General features: G+C 43.0%; 14 protein-coding genes and 1 pseudogene. 5 read left to right on the top strand and 10 right to left on the bottom strand.

Features of this window, described 5'->3' with window-relative positions; genetic code table 11:
* Positions 1-56 precede the first annotated feature (56 nt).
* Complete coding sequence (gene sqhC / locus BFW96_RS09695) at positions 57-1,955, top strand: sporulenol synthase (protein WP_069839296.1); 1,899 nt, start codon at positions 57-59, stop codon at positions 1,953-1,955.
* A complete protein-coding gene (locus tag BFW96_RS09690) occupies positions 1,945-2,790 on the top strand; it encodes a superoxide dismutase (RefSeq protein ID WP_069839295.1) in 846 nt (281 codons plus the stop codon). The genes sqhC and BFW96_RS09690 overlap by 11 nt, the downstream gene beginning before the upstream one ends.
* Before the next feature lie 31 nt (positions 2,791-2,821).
* Here the strand turns inward: BFW96_RS09690 and BFW96_RS09685 are convergent, their stop codons facing one another.
* Positions 2,822-4,159 (bottom strand): sodium-dependent transporter, encoded by a 1,338-nt coding sequence (locus tag BFW96_RS09685; protein WP_069839294.1) that lies wholly within the window; start codon positions 4,157-4,159, stop codon positions 2,822-2,824.
* A gap of 219 nt (positions 4,160-4,378) precedes the next feature.
* Between BFW96_RS09685 and BFW96_RS09680 the strand changes: the two are divergent.
* A pseudogene (locus BFW96_RS09680) lies at positions 4,379-5,345 on the top strand (bile acid:sodium symporter family transporter).
* 48 nt (positions 5,346-5,393) lie between these two features.
* On the opposite strand, the gene odhB reads toward BFW96_RS09680, so the two are convergent.
* From odhB to cdaS, 8 genes are all read right to left on the bottom strand, one after another.
* Complete coding sequence (gene odhB / locus BFW96_RS09675) at positions 5,394-6,647, bottom strand: 2-oxoglutarate dehydrogenase complex dihydrolipoyllysine-residue succinyltransferase (protein WP_069149725.1); 1,254 nt, start codon at positions 6,645-6,647, stop codon at positions 5,394-5,396.
* 15 nt (positions 6,648-6,662) lie between these two features.
* On the bottom strand, positions 6,663-9,497 hold the full coding sequence (gene sucA / locus BFW96_RS09670; protein WP_040082889.1) for a 2-oxoglutarate dehydrogenase E1 component: 2,835 nt from the start codon (positions 9,495-9,497) through the stop codon (positions 6,663-6,665).
* A gap of 228 nt (positions 9,498-9,725) precedes the next feature.
* Positions 9,726-11,642, bottom strand: coding sequence for a vWA domain-containing protein (locus BFW96_RS09665; RefSeq protein WP_069839292.1), 1,917 nt, complete (start codon positions 11,640-11,642; stop codon positions 9,726-9,728).
* 10 nt (positions 11,643-11,652) lie between these two features.
* A complete protein-coding gene (locus BFW96_RS09660) occupies positions 11,653-12,567 on the bottom strand; it encodes an AAA family ATPase (RefSeq protein ID WP_080478239.1) in 915 nt (304 codons plus the stop codon).
* A gap of 63 nt (positions 12,568-12,630) precedes the next feature.
* The gene (locus BFW96_RS09655; RefSeq protein ID WP_014664276.1) at positions 12,631-13,221 is read right to left on the bottom strand and encodes a superoxide dismutase family protein; all 591 of its coding nucleotides are present in this window, start codon (positions 13,219-13,221) and stop codon (positions 12,631-12,633) included.
* Positions 13,222-13,314: 93 nt separating this feature from the next.
* Complete coding sequence (cwlS, locus tag BFW96_RS09650) at positions 13,315-14,571, bottom strand: D-gamma-glutamyl-meso-diaminopimelic acid endopeptidase CwlS (RefSeq protein ID WP_069839291.1); 1,257 nt, start codon at positions 14,569-14,571, stop codon at positions 13,315-13,317.
* A gap of 378 nt (positions 14,572-14,949) precedes the next feature.
* Entirely contained in the window at positions 14,950-16,167 is a 1,218-nt protein-coding gene (locus BFW96_RS09645) for a macrolide family glycosyltransferase (protein WP_069839290.1), read from the bottom strand.
* A gap of 235 nt (positions 16,168-16,402) precedes the next feature.
* Entirely contained in the window at positions 16,403-17,026 is a 624-nt protein-coding gene (cdaS, locus tag BFW96_RS09640) for a cyclic di-AMP synthase CdaS (protein ID WP_083252868.1), read from the bottom strand.
* 265 nt (positions 17,027-17,291) lie between these two features.
* Between cdaS and BFW96_RS09635 the strand changes: the two genes are divergently transcribed.
* Both BFW96_RS09635 and rsbRC read left to right on the top strand, forming a co-directional pair.
* Positions 17,292-18,650, top strand: a complete 1,359-nt coding sequence (locus tag BFW96_RS09635) for an MATE family efflux transporter (protein WP_069839288.1) — start codon at positions 17,292-17,294, stop codon at positions 18,648-18,650.
* Between the two features lie 14 nt (positions 18,651-18,664).
* Positions 18,665-19,513 (top strand): RsbT co-antagonist RsbRC, encoded by an 849-nt coding sequence (gene rsbRC, locus BFW96_RS09630; RefSeq protein WP_069839287.1) that lies wholly within the window; start codon positions 18,665-18,667, stop codon positions 19,511-19,513.
* A 25-nt stretch (positions 19,514-19,538) separates the two neighbouring features.
* Here rsbRC and bshB2 read toward each other — a convergent pair whose 3' ends face one another.
* Positions 19,539-20,204 (bottom strand): bacillithiol biosynthesis deacetylase BshB2, encoded by a 666-nt coding sequence (gene bshB2 / locus BFW96_RS09625; protein WP_040082883.1) that lies wholly within the window; start codon positions 20,202-20,204, stop codon positions 19,539-19,541.
* Positions 20,205-20,207: the final 3 nt, after the last annotated feature.

Raw genomic sequence — 20,207 nt, 5'->3', positions numbered from 1 at the left:
TCTGTAATGCCCATAAAAGATGCTGAATATATATGCTTCTGAAGGAGTTGAGCGTGGTGGGCACACTTCAGGAGAAAGTGAGGCGTTTTCAAAAGAAAACCATTACGGAGTTAAGAGACAGGCAAAATGCTGATGGTTCATGGACATTTTGCTTTGAAGGACCAATCATGACAAATTCCTTTTTTATTTTGCTCCTGACCTCCCTAGATGAAAGCAAAAATGAAAAAGAACTGATATCAGCACTTGCCGCTGGCATACGTGCAAAACAGCAGCCCGATGGCACATTTATCAATTATCCCGATGAAACTCCCGGAAATCTAACGGCTACCGTCCAAGGATATGTCGGGATGCTGGCTTCTGGCTGTTTTCACAGATCTGACCCGCACATGAAAAAAGCCGAACAATTTATCATCTCACATGGAGGTTTGAGACACGTTCATTTCATGACAAAATGGATGCTTGCCGCAAACGGACTTTATCCTTGGCCTGCTTTGTATTTACCATTATCACTTATGGCGCTCCCACCAACATTGCCGGTTCATTTCTATCAGTTCAGCTCATATGCCCGTATTCATTTTGCTCCTATGGCTGTAACACTCAATCAGCGATTTATCCTTAATAACCGCAATATTTCATCTCTTCGCCATCTCGATCCGCACATGACAAAAAACCCTTTCACTTGGCTTCGGTCTGATGCTTTTGAAGAAAGAGATCTCACGTCTATTTTGTCACATTGGAAACGCATTTTCCATGCGCCATTTGCGTTCCAGCAGCTGGGCTTACAGACAGCTAAAACGTATATGCTGGACCGGATTGAAAAAGACGGAACATTATACAGCTATGCGAGTGCAACCATATTTATGGTTTACAGCCTTCTGTCACTAGGTGTGTCGCGCTACTCCCCTGTTATCAGCAGGGCGATTAACGGTATCAAATCACTGATGACTAAATGCAACGGGATTCCTTATCTAGAAAACTCTACTTCAACTGTTTGGGATACAGCTCTAATCAGCTATGCTCTTCAAAAAAATGGTGTGACCGAAACGGATGGCTTTGTTACAAAAGCAGCCGACTTTTTGCTAGAACGCCAGCATGCTAAAATAGCAGATTGGTCTGTCAAAAATCCAAATTCAATTCCCGGCGGCTGGGGATTTTCAAACATTAATACAAATAACCCTGACTGTGACGACACTGCAGCTGTTTTAAAAGCGATTCCCCGCAATTATTCTCCTGCAGCTTGGGAACGAGGGGTGTCTTGGCTTTTATCGATGCAAAACAATGATGGCGGATTTTCTGCTTTTGAAAAAAATGTGAACCATCCACTGATTCGCCATCTGCCGCTTGAATCCGCCGAGGACGCTGCAGTTGACCCTTCAACCGCCGACCTCACCGGACGTGTACTGCATTTTTTAGGCGAGAAAGTTGGCTTCACAGAAAAACATCAGCATATTCAACGCGCAGTGAAGTGGCTTTTCCAGAATCAGGAACAAAATGGGTCATGGTACGGAAGATGGGGTGTTTGCTACATTTACGGCACCTGGGCTGCTCTTACGGGTATGCATGCATGCGGGGTTGACCGAAAGCACCCCGCTATACAAAAGGCTCTGCGTTGGCTCAAATCCATACAAAATGATGACGGGAGCTGGGGAGAATCTTGCAAAAGCGCCGAAATCAAAACATATGTACCGCTTCAAAGAGGAACCATTGTACAAACGGCCTGGGCTTTAGACGCTTTACTCACATACGAAAAACCCGAACATCCGTCTGTTGTGAAAGGCATGCACTACCTTACTGACAGCAGTTCACGCAGCGCTGATAACCTCGCATATCCAGCAGGAATCGGATTGCCAAAGCAATTTTATATTCGCTATCACAGTTATCCATATGTATTCTCTTTGCTGGCTGTCGGGAAGTATTTTGATTCTATTGAAAAGGAGACAGCAAATGAAACGTGAATCTTATCAAACGGAGATGTTCAATTGGTGTGAAGCACTGAAAGACCAGATTCAAAAGCGGGGACAGCTTGACCAGTTCGAAGATCAAATCGACAAGATGATTGAGGCTCTGGAAGATGACCAAACAACAGAAGAAGATTGGTATAAGCAGGCAGCTGCCCTTTACCGGGATATTACAGAATCAGATGATACAAATGAAAGACGCGCTTATGTCCCTATAGGGAAACATGTGCTGCCAAAGCTTCCATACAAATATTCCGCCTTAGAGCCTTATATTTCACGCGATATTATGGTCCTTCATCATACAAAACATCATCAAAGCTATGTCGATGGCCTGAACAAAGCAGAATTGGAGCTTAAAAAAGCGAGGGCGACAAAGAATTTTGACTTGATCACTCATTGGGAAAGAGAGCTTGCGTTCCATGGAGCAGGCCATTATTTGCACAGTATTTTCTGGTTTTCCATGCATCCAAACGGAAAGCGGCGCCCTACAGGGGCATTGTTTCAAATGATTGACCTTTCATTTGGAAGCTATTCCGCTTTTAAAGAACATTTTACCCGAGCCGCTAAAAAAGTGGAAGGTGTCGGCTGGGCCATTCTGGTCTGGGCACCTCGATCAGGACGGCTGGAGATTTTAACAGCAGAAAAACACCAGCTCTTCAGCCAGTGGGATGTGATCCCTCTTTTACCGCTTGACGTATGGGAGCATGCCTACTATTTGCAATATAAAAATGACCGGGCAAGCTATGTCGATCACTGGTGGAATGTCGTGGATTGGCGCGAGGCAGAAAAACGTTTTGAGCAGGCAAAAGAAGTCGTTTGGAAACTATATTAAAAAAGCCCCCTTTCCCCCGGGGCTTCGTGTGTTAAAAAATGCCTATCACATGCAAAAACACGATGATGATGGCCACAGGAGATAGATAACGAATAAGCAGCAGCCAAACCGCAAACCACTTCCGTTTGAGGCTGGAACCGCTTTTCAGCTCGTCAAACAAATCCTGTTTCGGTATTTTAAGCGGGACAAAAATCGAGATCAATAACGCGCCTAACGGCATTAAAATATTGCTCACAAGATAGTCGGCCGCATCAAAAATGGATAAGTGAAATATAGAAACGTCACTTAAGACACCGTATGATAGTGCAGACGGCACACCGACAATAAATATAGCGATTCCGCCTAACCAAGCGAATCGTTTTCTCTTATTGACATCACCTTTTGAAAGCACTGCGACCAAAATTTCCAGCATTGAAAAAGCAGATGTCAATGCAGCAAATAAAAATAGAATTAAAAATGCTAATAAAAAGATAATTCCGAACGGCATTTGATTAAATATAGTTGGCAGCACGTTAAATAACAGAATCGGTCCTTGGTCTGGCTTGAGACCAAATGAAAATACAGCTGGAAAAATCGCAATCCCTGCCATAACTGCAACAAGTACGTTCAATACAGTTACTGATACAGCGGACTGCACAAGATTTTCCTGTTTCCCTAAATAAGAGCTGTAAGTAACCATGACAGATACACCGACACTTAATAAGAAAAAGGACTGGCCCATCGCATACAAAATCGTATTAGCGTCAATCGCTGAAAAATCAGGCATCAGGAAAAACTTGAGCCCTTCCACCGCACCGTCAAGGGTAACAGAACGCACCATTAAAATAATAAATAATATAAATAGCGCCGGCATTAATACTTGGCTAGCCTTTTCAATTCCGCTGCTAACTCCTTTTGCAACAACCAAAATGGTCACTGCCATAAAGAGCAACTGGCCTCCTACAGCCAAATAAGGATTTGAAATGGTACTTGCAAATATCGTATCAAAACCAGATGTTTGCGACAAACCGCCAGTGAAGCCTTTTATAATATAAATTAAAATCCACCCGCCGACGACACTGTAGAAGGAGAGAAGAATAAAGCACGTTACCATGCCTAAATATCCGATCCAATGCCACTTCGTTCCTGGAGCAAGTGTTTTATAGGACTGAACGGCATCTTTCTGCGTTTTTCTGCCTATGATGAATTCACCTAACAATAAAGGCAGTCCGATTAAAACCGTAAATAAAATAAAAATAAGTAAAAATGCGCCTCCTCCGCTGGTTCCAGCTACATATGGGAATTTCCATATCGCGCCAAGCCCAATAGCTGATCCTGCCGCGGCTAAAATAAAGCCGATCTTCGAAGACCATTGATTCGCTTCCTTCACCCTATCACTCCTATTTTGTCTAACCGTTATAAAGGTTCATTGTAAGAATATCTTCCTATATAGTCAAGAACATTTTGATTAGTTTACATAATAAATTTATCGACTATTATTCGGCGATTGATATTGAATTATTCAGAAAATTAATTATAATAAGAGAATGTTTAAAAATCTGTGAGAATTTCTGCTGAAGTTCTTGATGAATGTGTTAGGAGTGTTTTTATGGACATCATTAGAAAAATAAGCCATTTTGCGGGACAAACCTTTGGCATATGGGTCATTGTGTTTGCCGTGCTGGGATTTTCCTTCCCGTCTTTTTTTACGTGGATCAGTTCTTATATTACGATTTTTCTTGGTATTATCATGTTTGGGATGGGACTTACACTGCAAGCCGATGATTTCAAAGAGCTGCTCAGAAAACCTTGGCATGTCATTATTGGGGTGATTGCTCAGTATACCATCATGCCGCTCGTTGCTTTCGGCCTTTCAATTGGACTGCATCTTCCGGCTGAAATCGCAGTAGGTGTTATTCTTGTCGGCTGCTGTCCAGGGGGAACTGCTTCTAATGTCATGACATTTTTAGCAAAAGGAAATACGGCCCTTTCTGTTGCTGTTACAACAATATCTACCTTGTTGGCACCCGTTTTAACTCCGGTTTTGATTATGCTGTTTGCCAAGGAATGGCTTCCTGTCTCGCCAGGATCTTTATTTCTTTCAATCTTACAAGCGGTTTTATTTCCAATCATTGCAGGTGTGATCGTCAAAATGTTTTTCAGAAAACAAGTGGCGAAAGCCGTACATGCCCTTCCGCTTGTTTCTGTCATTGGCATCGTGGCGATTGTCTCAGCTGTCGTCAGCGGCAACCGGGAAAATCTGCTTCAATCAGGGTTGCTGATTTTTTCAGTTGTTATCCTGCATAACGGTATCGGTTATTTGCTTGGATTTATGGGCGCAAAGCTTTTAAAAATGGATTACCCTTCTCAAAAAGCGATTGCAATCGAAGTCGGCATGCAAAACTCAGGACTTGGGGCTGCACTTGCCACGGCCCATTTCTCACCGCTATCTGCCGTACCAAGCGCAATATTCAGTGTGTGGCATAACCTTTCAGGTTCTATGCTTGCAACATATTGGTCTAAAAAAGTGAAAAAAGAAACAAGCAGGATCCAAAAGCAGCAATCTATCACTTTAAATATCATCAAAAAAGGTACATCACGATAAAGTGATGTACCTTTTTTTATTATCCTTCTAATAAAAGCTGTTCAGGATCTTCCAGTAAATTTTTGATTGTCACGAGGAAGCCAACCGCTTCTTTACCGTCTACAATCCGATGATCATAAGATAAAGCGAGATACATCATCGGACGGTTTTCGAAACGTTCTTCATCAATTGCTACTGGGCGCAGCTGAATCTTATGCATGCCCAGTATACCGACTTGAGGGCTGTTTAAGATCGGAGTTGACATCAGTGAACCGAAAGTCCCTCCGTTTGTAATCGTAAAGGAACCTCCCTGAAGCTCGCTAAGGGTCAATTTATTGTTTCTTGCTTTCTTCGCCAGCTCGCCGATCTCTTTTTCGATTCCTGCAAATGTCAGGCGGTCCGCATCACGTACTACCGGAACAACAAGGCCTTCATCAGCCGCAACAGCGATACCGATATCATAGAATTTCTTAACGATCAACTCATCGCCCTGAATTTCCGCATTCAACAGCGGATATTTTTTCAATGCAGCGACGACCGCTTTCGTGAAGAAAGACATAAAGCCGAGCTTTACTTCGTTTTGCTCAAAGAATTGATCTTTGCGGCGTTTTCTGAGATTCATGACAGCCGTCATGTCCACTTCATTAAATGTAGTCAGCATCGCCGATGTTTGCTGCACCTCTACAAGGCGTTTTGCAATCGTTTGTCTGCGGCGTGACATTTTTTGCACTTCGACAGGTTTGTCAAAGCTTTGCTGTGCTTTTTGAGCCTGAGGCTGCTGTTTTTGCTGAGGAGCAGGTTTTGATGCTGGTTTTTCATACGCTTCGACATCCTGCTTGCGCACTCTTCCAAACGGATCTCCAGTTGGAACTTGAGACAGGTCAATTCCTTTTTCTCTCGCCAGCTTACGGGCTGACGGAGAAGCGACCGTTCTTGATTTTGCTTCAGATTGCGCTTCCTCACTCACCTCTTGTGCAGCTGGTTCAGCCTGTTTCTCTTCTTTCACGCTTTCCTTGCTTTCTGCTTTCTCTGTAGGAGCAGGGGCAGAACTTTCACCCGCGCCTTCTGAAATCGTACCGATAATTTCTCCGACCTGGACGGTATCACCCGAATCTTTCAATACCTCTTGAAGTACACCCGATTCTTCTGCTGTCAATTCAACATTCACTTTATCCGTTTCTAGTTCAAGCAGATATTCACCCTGTTCTACATAGTCACCAGGCTGCTTTAACCATTGGGCTATTGTTCCTTCTGAGATTGATTCTGCTAATTCAGGTACCTTAATTTCCGCCATTTTTTCATTTCCCCCTTAGTTTTTGCGAGTCAAGCTATCAGATACAATACGTTCCTGTTCTTTTTTATGAACTGTCGGATCTCCCTCTGCAGGGCTGGACCGTCTTCTTCGTCCAATATATTGAACGCTTACTCCCTCTGGTGCAATCTCTGTCAAATACGGGCTGATATAACTCCAAGCTCCCATGTTCTGCGGCTCTTCCTGCACCCATACGATTTCTTTCAGGTTCGGAAGTTTTGCAAATAATTCTTTGACTCCTTTTGCCGGGAATGGATACAGCTGTTCAATTCTCGCAATGTGAAGCCACTCTTTACCGTCTTCTAGCTTATTAAAATGATCACTGATGTCTATTGACACTTTACCGCTGGATAACACAAGTCTGGTTACTTTTTCATAGTCATGAGAAAGTCCCGACTGTTCATAAACAGGCTGGAAGCGGCTTTCGCTTAGCTCCTGCACTTCCGACACTGTATTTGGGTTGCGAAGAAGGCTTTTCGGCGTCATAATGACGAGCGGTCTGATTTCTTCACGAAGCAGCATTTTAGCCTGTCTTCTTAAAATATGGAAATACTGTGCCGCGCTTGTCAGGTTGGCAACCGTCCAGTTGTTCTCCGCGGCAAGCTGCAGGAACCGCTCGATTCTTCCGCTTGAATGCTCAGGCCCCTGTCCCTCGTAACCGTGCGGAAGCAGCATGACTAAACCGGATTTTTGGCCCCATTTTGCGCGTCCGGCAGAAATAAATTGGTCAAAATACACTTGAGCAGCGTTGGCAAAATCTCCGTACTGCGCTTCCCATAACACAAGCGTTTCTGGTGAATGAACGTTATAGCCGTATTCAAACCCGAGAACTGATCCTTCCGACAGCGGGCTGTTATGAACGGCAAATGATGTGCTGCAGTCAGATAAGTGATGAAGCGGCACAAATTCTTCGCCCGTCTCACTGTCATGAAGCACAAGGTTTCTTTGGGCAAACGTTCCGCGCTCGGAATCCTGTCCTGTTAAACGAATCGGTGTTCCGTCTTTCAAAATCGAAGCAAACGCAAGTGATTCTGCTAAAGACCATTCCACTTTTCTGTCATCATCAAACGCCTTGGCGCGTCTTTCTAAAATGCGCTTTAGCTTGCCGAAAACATTAAATGACTCCGGCCAGTTGATCAATTCGCCATTCAGCTTGCGAAGCACATCAAAATCAATCGATGTGTCCACATCAGGGAAACCGTTTGATACAGGCTCTGGAAGTTCAATTTCACAGGCGATATGTTCCTTTTTAGACGGTACTTTCTGATAAGCGTCCTCAATGCGCTTCGTTACCGATTTTTCGATATTTTGAACGACTTCCTCGGTAAGCACACCTTCTTTTACGAGTTTTTCAGCGAAAATTTGTTTGACGGTCGGATGCTTTCTGACAGCATCATACAGCATTGGCTGAGTGGTTGACGGCTCATCCATTTCGTTGTGTCCATAGCGTCTGTACCCGATCAAGTCAATCAGGAAATCCTTGTTGAATGTTTTTCGGTATTCGACTGCAAACTTCACAGCAGAAAGACAAGCTTCTGGGTCATCCGCATTCACGTGAACAATCGGAATTTCATAACCCTTTGCCAGATCGCTGGCATATTTTGTCGATCTGGATTCAGCGCTTTCTGTTGTGAATCCGATCATATTATTGGCGATAATATGAATCGCACCGCCTACTTGATACCCTTTTAAGGAGCTTAAATTCAATGTTTCAGCGACGATTCCTTCCCCAGGGAATGCAGCGTCTCCATGAATTAAAATGGCAAGCGATTTTGTTTCGTCTTGCACCGGATATCCGCTTTGTGTTCGCGTTTCCTGTGCCGCTCTTGTGCTGCCTTCAACAATCGGATTGATAAATTCCAAGTGGCTCGGGTTGTTTGCTAACGTGATTCGCGCTGATTTTGTTTCAGCGTCTTGAAGCTCCCGATTCGCCCCCAAATGGTATTTGACATCCCCTGTCCAGCCGTAGCTGATTCCAATTGATCCCTCAGACGGAACAAGATCTTTGTTCGGCGCATGCTGGAATTCGGAGAAGATGATTTCATACGGCTTGCCAAGCACATGTGCCAAGACATTCAGGCGTCCCCTATGCGCCATCCCGATGTTGACGCTTGTCGTTCCTGATTTGACAGATTGTGCAATAATGTCATCAAGCACTGGAACAAGAGCGTCCAGACCCTCAATGGAAAAGCGCTTCTGTCCGACGAATGTGCGGTGCAAAAACTGCTCAAAGCCCTCTACTTCTGTCAGTCTTTCCAACACAGCTGACAGCTTTTCATCTGAGTTCTTCTGGAACAGCTCGCCAGATTCAATCATCTTTGTCAGCCATTCGCGCTCTTTGAAGTCATGCACATGGTCAAATTCAAATGAGATGGTTCTTTTATACGTATTTCGTAAATACTGAATGGCTTCTAAACCGTTCGTAATGTTTTTAGGAGCGTCTTTACAGATGACTGACGCAGGTATTGCTTTTATTTCCTCTTCTGTTAGCCCGTAATCGGATAATGGAAAAAGTTCACTCTTTTTCCCATCCTTTCTGAGCGGATTGACGGAAGCGTTTAAATGGCCATAGGTTCGGATATCTTCTGCAAGTCTGACTGCGGATGCGATCTTTTGAATCAGATCGGCTGTAACACGTCCCTTTTCTTTTGTTCCCGAGGCCTCTTTTAACTCGCTTGGCGGAGCACCGAGCTCGTCGAACATTTCCTTCAAATCCGGGTCAATGCTGTCCGGATCCTGGGTATATTGATCGTAAAGCTCCAGCGCATAGCCGAGGTTCGGACCGTAAAAATCTTCCCAATTCATTCGTTGTTTCATACTATTTTGAAACATTTGAATATTACCCCCAACTTAGATAATCAAGTGATTGATTCACTATCTTGAAATAACTTTCGAACGCTGTGTCCAAAATTATGTAATAAAAACGCTTCCAACGATATTTTACCACTGTTTGCAATTTGATTCTACCTTGATTGTTCACAAAATAGTAAAAAACCTTTATAAAAAACAAAAAATTTAATCATTCGAAAAAAGAAACGCTAAAAAGCATAGGATTAAGGGCTATCCTATGCTTTTATGAAGCAGTTTTTTCAGCAGCGGATACAGAACATCCGGTAACTGATCAACATCCGGGACAAATATACTGAATTTTCCGTACATATCCTGAATTGTCTTCATTTGCGATTCTTCTATTTCTGAGTTGGAGAGAAAAACATTTATCACTTCTATTCCTCTTTTTCGAGCTTCGATAACCGCCTCACTTGTATCGACGATTCCGTTTTGTTCGTAGCCAAATGCAGCCGGCTCTCCATCTGAGAAAACAATTAAAAACTTTTGCGCCTCGCTGCGCTGCAGCATTTTTTTTGTCATCTGGCGGATCGCGTACCCGTCACGGTTATCTTCCTCTGGCTCAAGCTGCATAATTGCCGGCCCAGATTCTTGCCTTAATGATGATTGGAAGGGAATAACCGTATTGAAATAGTTTGGCTGGCTTGTTTCGGTCGCATCATTTGTGTCCTCCCAGAAGCCGACAATCTGATGCGGAACCGCTACCGATTTCAACGCTTCGTGAAAGAGCACGATTCCTCGTTTTGTTTCGTCCATTTTGTCGAACATGCTGGCTGAACAGTCCACCAGTAATGTAAAAACAGCGTCGATTTCTGAAGATGGTTCTTGCTTTTTATAAAACAGGCGCGGATTTCGCTCAGTGAAATACCGGAGAAGCTTATTGTTCAGTCTCCCGGCATGAAGGTCTGTTCTTGGCAATGTTTTTTTATGTTCCAGCGTTTTTTGAATCATTTGTTTCAAACGCTTTTGATACGATTCTATCGTTTTTGCCTGCTGTTTATAAGAAAGCTCTTCTTCGTTTGTTGCCGGCTGCGGTTCTTTATAAATTGGGAATGCGTATTTATTTTCTTTGCCGTCAGCCATACCCGCTCCATTCGGCTGGTCTTTTTGGGATTCCAGCGCTTCCAGCTTGGAATAGTCTTTCCGTTTCGTTTGTCTGGCTGATCCTTGAACAGAGCCAAGGGCCTGATCTCCATCGTCGCCTTCCCTTGCTGCATCTTTTCCTAAATCCGATTTTGCGCCGTGCTCAATATCAAATTGAAGAAAACTTTTAGACGGTGCTTCTGTTTCCCTGTGCCATGTCGGCATTTCTTCTTCATGAATATCCTCATCACCGTCTGATTGTTTTGGAAGCGTAATGTCATCACTCAGCTTCGGCGCTTTTTTCTCTTCTTCGAATAACGGCTGATCAGCAGCTTTTGCATAATCCAGCTCCGGCAAAAAAAAGTAAGTGTTCAGCATATCTTTATCGAGCACCTCTTCAAGCCCGTCCATGAGGTCCTCCACAATTTTCAGAACCTGCCGTGTCGAATCTGCTTCATACACAAGCAAGAGCTGCTGCTCAATAAATGGGCGCATCAGATCGATATCTTCACGCATGGACGGAAGGGTCTCAAGCGGTGATTCCGCAGTGAGCTTGACATAGATCGCGCAAAAGAGCGCATCCGTAAAAATGCTTCGTTCCAAATTTAAGGTGAGCTGGGTTGAGAAATGTTTTCTGTACATGTCTTTTCGTTTTGCAAATACATGTTTCGTACCCGGGCGCTCACGTTTGATGCATTCTTCGATCCTGATGTCTTCAAGCAGCATAAACAGCTGCTTGGCAAAACTTTTGAATGAAAGGCGGCGATGGATATCATTCAAAAAGTTCGCGAACTCATGCAGCGAGCTATATCTTGTTCCGACTGAACGCAGGTAGACGTCGCTTTTCAGCCCCGCTTCCATGTCCTCAGCTGCCCTGTCTTTCCAAAAGTGGCTCATATAGATTTTCTTTTCGAATGGATTGTAATAGGACTGAACGCCATACTCTACTTCTACCGCTTCACTCTTGGTGAGTGTTTTGGCCAAATCAGCCAGCATCATAAATAAAAACGAATCAATCGTGCTGTCGTTAAATTTGATAAATTTCATCGCAGCCCCCTCATTCAAACAGAGTTTCTGCAATATTTCGGACGGCGGCTTTTTCCCGGTCATCATCAAGCTTTTCTACAATTCCCCGCTCAATGGCACGACGCGGCGGTATATAAGCGGCTAAATCACATGTATCGATTAAAGCTCTGATGGATGCCGCTTCTTCAGACACCTGTCCGTTATTGGCCTGAACAATCAAATCAGAGGAAAGCGTGATAAATCTGTCAATCAATTTCTCGTCTTTCAGGGCTGACTGAGACATAAGCACTTGTTTCAGCAGCTCGCCTTTAATATAAGGCACATCAATGATGACAAAACGGTTTTTTAATGCTTCATTCAGAGGAACAGTTCCGACATAGCCTTCATTGATGGCTGCAATGACTCCGAAACCGCCTTTAGCCCGTATGACCTCGCCTGTAAACGGATTTGTCATCATTTTTCTGTAATCTAAAACACCGTTTAAAATAGGCAGTGTTTCCGGCTTCGCCATATTGATTTCATCTATATAAAGAAAATGTCCTTCCTTCATTGCCTTTGTAACAGGCCCTGAAACAAACTCAATTGTCGCCTGGCCAGATTGATTTTCAATCGTTTTATAGCCGACCAATGCCTCAGCGTCCAAGTCGACTGAACAGTTGACGCTGTGCATCGGTTTATGAAAATAGCTGGACAATGTTTCAGCCAGCTTTGTTTTCCCTGAGCCTGTAGGCCCTTTCAGCAGGACATTTTTTCCCATGGCTAATGCAATAATGGCATCGAATAAAATGGCTTCATCCTCCGCCTCATAGCCTGATGTTCCGATGAGCGATTGAAACTCTGGGGAAATTGGCTGATCTTTATATGATAATAGCTTTTGTTGTATATCTTCCGGCAATGTTAAGTGCTGTAGTTGAGTTGTCATAGACAGATTCCCTTTCCTATTCATATTCCATTAACGAGTATACTAAAAAAGCCCCTGTATGCTCAATACAAAAGGGCTTGGATGATATTACTGCTTCTCGTTATTTCCCAAAAGGGCTCCGCAGACAATACGCGCACCAGAATTGCCGCTTGGGTTTGTCAAATAATCGTCGGCTTGCTCATGAATAATAAACGCACTCCCGTCTCCGTCGAGAATATTTAGTTTACTTCCTTTTTTCAATGAGGTGTCAGGCGCATTCATAATGACATCTACCTTTCCATCAGCACCGACTTCAAGGTTCGGCAGATCTCCGGCATGATGCCCCATCGGATTGTTGAACCCATGTTCTTTGTTCAGCGGATTAAAGGGACCGCCCGCTGATTCAAAATCCGGCCTGACACAAGAACCTTTCTCATAAATATGAAAACCGAGGGAAGCGCCTGGACGCAGGCTGTTTGCAGAAATGTGAATATCGAGGCCTTCATCATCTGATTCTTTGATCTCTATGAAACCGACTGCTTTCCCATCACGATTGACCAGCTGGACATGGTGACCAAACGCTGACGTTTCAACCACCTTTTTTTCCGGCACCCGATTAGGCGGGTCTGGAGGTTTTTTTTGTCCGCATCCCGCAACTCCCAGTGCCGTCAGCATTATCAACAGCAAGAGACGGTACATACTGTCTCCCCCTTGTTTTTTTCTAACAGTGTGGTCAATCATTTTCTGATATAAACAAAAAAGCCTGTAAAAGGCTTTTTGCCATGCTCATTTTTAAAAATAACTTCTTGCGCCCAAGTATCGTTGTTTCCAATACGAATTGCTGAGATTGGAAATGTCGACGCCCGATGAGCTTGCATGAATAAAATCACCGCCGCCTAGATAAATCCCCATGTGAGACGGGCCGGATTTATATGTGGTAAAGAAGACAAAGTCTCCTACTGACGGCTGGCTGACTTTCTGCATGACATTCCAATATCCTGCCGTACTCAATCTTGATATAGATGATACATTATTAATGAGGTAATAAATGAAGCCGCTGCAATCAAAACCGGCAGGCGTGTTTCCGCCCCATCGGTACGGCACTCCAACATATTTTTTCGCTTCCGTTATCATTCTGTCAATCTTCGAGCCTATTTGAATGTTTGACCCTGAGTTATCCTTTGGCTTTGTTGGCTTTGTTGGCTTTGTTGGCTTTGTCGGATTAGATTTTGAAGTTCCCGAAATAGTCAGAACCTGCCCGATTTGCAGCACATCCGATGATAAATTGTTTTTATCACGGATGCTTTGGACAGTGACTCCAAGCTGATTTGCAATTTTCCACAGTGAATCGCCTGCTTTTACCTTGTACGTCGTTGTTTTTGGGGAATTGGCGTTTGGCGGCTTCTTGGAACCGCTGTTTCCACTCTTAGGTGAGCTGCTTCCTTTTATTTTGAGCACCTGTTTAGGATAAAGCGTATCTGATGTTAAGCCATTTAATGTTTTCAATTCAGCTACAGTCATATTTAAGCTGTTTGCGATTTTCCACAGTGAGTCACCGAGCTTAACTGTATATGTACTTTTTGAAGAACCTGAAGAATTGGAACCGCTGTTTTTCTTTGATCCATTTGATCCGCTTGAACTGCTTGTCCCTTTGATCTTAAGCTTTTGCCCCGGACGAATCAGGTCACTGCTCAGGCCGTTTAAGCTTTTAAGCTCAGATACACTCATTTTATGATTTTTAGCAATCATCCATAGGGAATCACCATAGGCAACTGTGTATGTTGACGTTTTGCTTGAGTTAGACGAGGATGTCGTGCTTTTTTTGCTGCCGCTTTCAGGAACTTTAAGGCTTTGTCCGACGTAAAGCACCGTTGATTTCAATTTGTTTTCGGATTTCAGAGCTGATATTGTCGTATCATACTGGCGGGAAAGTTTCCAAAGAGAGTCACCGCTTTTTACTTTTATCGTTTTTGCTTCCGCGGGTGCTGCGGCCATCGACGACCCAACAACTGCAGAAACAGCCAAGCCGGCTACAATTTTCTTTTTCATTCATTCAACCTCCTAAACTGTTTTTTGGCAAAAACAGCTAGTATTTTGTTTCCAAAAATGGCATACAACTGTTTTATCGTCAATTTTTCAGCAAGTTAAACCCTTTTCAAACATTTGACAGCATTTTCAGCATCATTCGACCTTTAAACTTTCAAATAAACATCTAACATTTTACATAAACACGATATGTTTTTCGAAAGTCTAAGGAACTATTTAAGTGAGGGTAAAAATGATGGTTTTCTATTGATGAATGAAGCAGATTTTCCTCCTTTCTTGTCTGTTTTTCTTATCATTCTCTATCGATCTGCCAAATCCCTTCCTCTGCATTCCTATGAAAAGGCAAAAAGCCTGTTCTTTCGATAAGAACAGGCTTTTACACTATGCATTTGCTGATTGAGTTTTTTGTTTTACAGCTTCAAGAATGCTGTCGGCCGCTTTTTTAGAGCCGCCTGCTGCTTTCAGTGATTGTCCAATTTCTTTTGCTTTTTCAGCATACGTGCGATTGTTCATCACTTCTTGAATCGTCTCTTTCAGCAGACTTTCAGATAATTCTTCCTTTTTAATTACTTTTCCTGCGCCGACTTTTTCCACCTGATCTGCGACCACGAATTGGTCACCTCCCATCGGTATGACAACAAGTGGTGTTTCAAAATACAAACCTTCACTTGTGCTGTTCATCCCGCCGTGGGTCACAAATAAGCTGGCTCTTTTCAGGACCTCAAGCTGAGGAACATACGGGCGTACAATGAAATTTTCAGGAATTCCGTTTAACTCATTTGCTTTAATATGTTTGCCGATGGAAAGCACAACTTTACCATCAAAGTCTTTACACACTTCAAGGCATTGATTAAAAAACTGCTTTTGATTGTTAAAAATGGTTCCCATTGAAATAAACAGCACGTTTTCATTGTCAATTTGATCAAATGGGAAATCATTGTTTCCGGCTCTTTCAGTAATGGAAGGGCCGACAAAAACATACCGCTCACCGAATTGCTCAGCCATTGGCTGAAATCCCCTCGATGTAAAGACAATCGTCAAGTCACCATCAGCTAAAAAAACATCAAATGGCTTTTTGATCTCTGCTTGAAAATCAGTATTTAAAGCTTCTACAAGCTGCTGATATGATTCATAATGAGGCGAATCTTCAAGTGACCCTTTCATGTACGCTCCCATCATTTCTTTAGCAAATTCCTCATTCATCGCAAAGGTTGTACACAATGAAAATCTCGGCAGCTTCAGCAAGTTGGCAATGACTTTACCCGCGAGAAGATGGTGATCATAGATGACATAATCATACGATTCATGTTTGACTTCCTCATAAATATGAGTCGCAATATCTTTACAGCTTTTCAAAAAGGCGCAGATCATTTCAGTAAAGTCTCTTTCTTCATCACCGGTTGCGTTTTTGCCGAAGTAATCCCCCCTGAAATCATGATACTCACGAAACTCAATATCAAGAGCTGTGATTTTATCTTGATATTCCTTCACTGCGTAGTACGTAATGTTTTCCCCCCGGGATTTCAGCTCCTTCATCACACCGATAGAGGGATTAATATGCCCTTCACCGGGAAAACCAATCATTAATACATTAGCCATGCGGCAGCACCCTTCCTTTGAAAATTTATGTAATATTTCATACGGTACTATAAATACATAAATAGGTAAAGTATTTCACTTAATTAATATTCATCACATGTAACTTTTCTACCACTTTATATTTTCTGTCTTCAAGACAAAAAGCATTCAGCTTGAAGCGAATGCTTTAATAAAGATGCGAATTCAGTCATTTTGTCTCATGGCAGGATTCTAAATCAGGCCATTTTCATTATTTTTACGTTCTTGGTGAAATTAACGGATATAATACACCGTCTTTGGCAAACGACATCTTCCCTGTCTCCTCTGAAACTACAAGCACAAGCGCATCCGTATAGCCCGACATACCGAGAGCCGCCCGGTGCCGGGTTCCCAAATGGATATCCACTTCCTTCGCCGTCAGCGGGAGCACATTGGCTGCTGACACAAGCTTGTTTTCTCTCACCAATAAAGCACCGTCATGAAGAGGGTTTCCGGGGAAAAAGATGCTTTCAATTAATGATGAGCTGATCTCGGCATGAAGAGCGGTGCCTTTTTGAATAAAATGTTCAACTGGGTCCGCTCTTTCAATCACAATTAAGGCACCGTGCTTATGCTCCGATAAGGCTTTAATCGCCTTGGCCAGCTCAATGAATGCCGGCGTAAACTCCTCAATGTATGATTGCAAATAAAAAGATGATGCAATCCCCTGCATATCCTGAAAAATGTGCCCTAATTCATCTAATTCACAAAGAAGGCACTGGTCTTTTTCGTGAAGCGTTTTCAAAATTAACGATGCATCCCCTAATATTTGCTCTAAGTACACCTGTATTTTCCCTTTGAATGCATTTTCTGATATCTGTTCATAACGCATAGCCTTCATCTCCTGTTCAAATTTCCAACTTTTCACGAATGCTTATCTTATTGATGCACATTCTATATGGAAAGGAGGGATGTAAAGAATGGAAATCGAAAGAATCATTCAGTATATTTGCACCTTTTTAGGCGTGATTTCGCTTTCTTTTATTTATGCCCAAATGTTTAGAAAAACGAAACCGACAAAAAAAGAATAGGCCAGGCGTTCATTGCTTTTTATACATAAAATGTTATAATTTCTCTCGTTATGAAAAAGAAACGGAGATCAATGTATGAAAGAAACTCAAAACGCCCGGGAAAAAATCAAACAGCTCTTGCACATTTTAATCCCGATATTCATTACCCAGGCGGGGCTTTCTCTAATGACTTTTTTAGATACGGTGATGTCAGGGAAAGTCAGCCCCGCTGATTTAGCGGGTGTCGCGATTGGCTCAAGCCTTTGGACCCCTGTTTACACAGGACTGGCAGGTATATTAATGGCGGTCACCCCGATTGTCGCTCAGTTATTAGGCGCCGAGAAAAAACAGAAGATTCCTTTTACTGTTTTACAAGCTGTATACGTGGCCGCGCTTCTTAGCATCGCCGTTTTAGTGATTGGATATGCTGCAGTTGACCTTATTCTTGGCCGATTGAACCTTGATATTCACGTGCATCAGATTGCTAAACACTTTTTAGGCTTTTTATCACTGGGAATTTTCCCTTTATTTGTTTACACCGTGTTGAGATCATTCATCGACTCATTAGGAAAAACGAGAGTCACAATGATGATTACACTCAGTTCACTTCCAATCAATTTTGTATTGAATTATGCATTTATCTTCGGGAAATTCGGCATGCCGGCACTTGGCGGCGTCGGCGCTGGGCTGGCATCCGCGCTTACTTATTGGTGTATCTGCGTTTTCAGTTTTTTCATTATTCATAAAAACGCACCGTTTTCTGAATACGGGATTTTCCTTACGATGTATAAGTTCTCTTGGGAAGCATGCAAAAATCTACTCAAAATCGGCTTGCCTATTGGATTCGCTGTATTTTTTGAAACGAGCATTTTCGCAGCTGTTACGCTTCTGATGAGCCATTTTCATACAGTGACCATCGCGTCCCACCAGGCAGCCATGAATTTTGCGTCTCTTCTATATATGCTGCCGCTCAGCGTGTCCATGGCTTTAACAATTGTAGTCGGGTTTGAAGCGGGTGCAGCCCGTTTTAGAGATGCACGCTCATATAGCTTAATCGGCATCATGATGGCGATCGGCTTTTCTTTGTTCACAGCCGCCTGTATCCTGTTATTCAGAGAACAAATTGCGGGCATGTACACTTCTGACCCCGATGTGCTCAGGCTGACACAGCACTTTTTAATTTATGCGCTTTTTTTTCAGCTTTCCGATGCCGTGGCCGCACCGATCCAGGGAGCGCTCAGGGGGTACAAAGATGTGAACTATACGCTTGCGGCTGCTTTTGTCTCTTACTGGATCATTGGCCTTCCGGTCGGTTATATGGTCGGTACGTTTACAAGTCTGGGTGCATTCGGCTATTGGATTGGATTAATCGCAGGACTCGCCGCCGGCGCAGTTGGGCTGTTTTTCAGGCTGGCAAAACTGCAAAAACGTTATTCGCAAAAACAATACATGTAAAAGAGGTGTCAATCATGGCAAAAAACAACAAATTATACGAGTATCTTTCTCAGCATGCGGAGACCATCAGTTCAACATGGTATGAAACAATTGAGGAGACTGATCCAAATTCCATTTATGCATCAACAGACCCTGCTGTCATTCACAATTTAAAGAGCCAGAACCTCGCCTTCAATTATAAGATCAACCGTATTTTCATAGATGATGAGGAAGTATACCTGCCTATCTTGAAAGAATGGGCCTTTGAAGTGACACAGGATCCTGAGCATTTAAAGACTCCTATCCACTATATTATTCGTGAATTTGTCAGAGTGAGAGATTTATATGTTTCCTATGTGAAAGAATTTGTCCATCTCAATCAGGATACTGTGAAAGGCGAAGAAGCTGAAGACCTGTATCATTCCCTTATCAAAGCGTTTGATCTTGTGATCCATATTTTTATAGAAGAAATGTACAAAAACACAAGCCTTCAGCTGCAGGCCCAAAAAGATATGATTACTGAATTGAGCGCGCCGGTCATTGTGCTGTTTCACAGCGTCGGGCTGCTGCCTTTAATCGGAGATATTGATACGGTTCGCGCCAAACTGATTATGGAAAACACTCTGCATCAATGTGCGGAGAAAAAGGTGACACAGCTGTATATTGATTTGTCAGGGGTAGCAATTATTGATACGATGGTTGCCCACCAGCTGTTCAGTTTAATTGAGGCGCTGCGTTTAATCGGTGTTTCTTCAACTTTGTCGGGAATCCGTCCGGAAATCGCGCAAACAGCGGTTCAGCTAGGTTTGTCTTTCGATGACATTTCCTTAAGATCCACCCTCGCTTCAGCAATTGCATCAGACTTAAAATTAAAAAAGGTATAAGGCTTAAGGCCTTATACCTTTTTGATTAATCATTCCATTGATACGTCCAATATATTTCTTCTTCAAACCATGTTGCCATAACAGGTTCATTATTTTTTAATTTCTCTTCAAGCTCTCTGAGCATACCTTCTGTTTGTGTGCGGTGAGCTCTTAACGCATTCATTTTAATATCAGCTACTTCTTTGATATCAAGTACCACATCAGCTTCGCCGAGAATCTCTTCTCTGTTGCGGGTAATAGCCATGCAGATTGTACGCGGACGGTCTTCTTTCTTTTTGCGGTACAATGCACGGATAACCGCTTCCCCGCATGCATCATGGTCAGGGTGCACACCGTGTCCGGGATAAAATGTGACAATTAAACTTGGTTTTACATCATCTATGATCTCTTCCATAATATCAGCTAAATACTCATCATCTTCAAATTCGAGCGTTTTGTCACGGAGTCCAAGCATACGAAGGTCATTGATATCCATTTCTTTGCAAGCGTTGATGAGCTCTTGTTTTCTTAGCAGCGGCAACGTTTCCCGATTCGCGAAAAATGGATCGCCCATATTTCTGCCCATTTCACCTAAAGTGGCACAAGCATACGTAACAGGAATGTCTTTTTTTCTGTTTAAGGCAATGAGGCCTGCCACTCCATATGATTCATCATCAGGGTGAGGCAGGATTACTAGTACATGTTCTTTCATTAT

It is taken from the genome of Bacillus sp. F56, assembly GCF_001748205.1.
Lineage (GTDB): Bacteria > Bacillota > Bacilli > Bacillales > Bacillaceae > Bacillus > Bacillus stercoris.
This window is presented reverse-complemented; position numbering and strand designations above follow the sequence as displayed.